We start from the raw sequence: 288 nt of genomic DNA on the forward strand, positions 1-288 counted from the left end.
GCCGTTTTTGTTCTTGCGCTCCGTAGCGCAATTATCCGGGCGCGGCATGGCCGCACCAACAATGGAGATGTAGTCGCTGAAGGACGGCAGCAGATTTTTGCCCGTCTTGGCAACCAGAAGCGAACTGCCGGCGACGGGTGGCAGTTCAGAACTCCCTTGCTTTTCGGCATAGACGTTCTCCGCCAGTTTGCCGGCGTTCACGCCAGATGCATAAGGCACAATCGCGACACGAACGCGGGGGTTCTTCGAGTCCTGGTTCTCGAGCATCGTCTGGACGGCATTTCGCGC

General features: G+C 58.7%; 1 pseudogene. It reads right to left on the reverse strand.

Annotated features, from left to right (window positions below):
* A pseudogene (locus EN852_RS39775) lies at positions 1-267 on the reverse strand (hypothetical protein); the annotation flags it as partial.
* Between the last annotated feature and the right edge of the window lie 21 nt (positions 268-288).

The sequence above is a fragment of the Mesorhizobium sp. M2E.F.Ca.ET.209.01.1.1 genome (assembly GCF_004010375.2).
GTDB lineage: Bacteria > Pseudomonadota > Alphaproteobacteria > Rhizobiales > Rhizobiaceae > Mesorhizobium.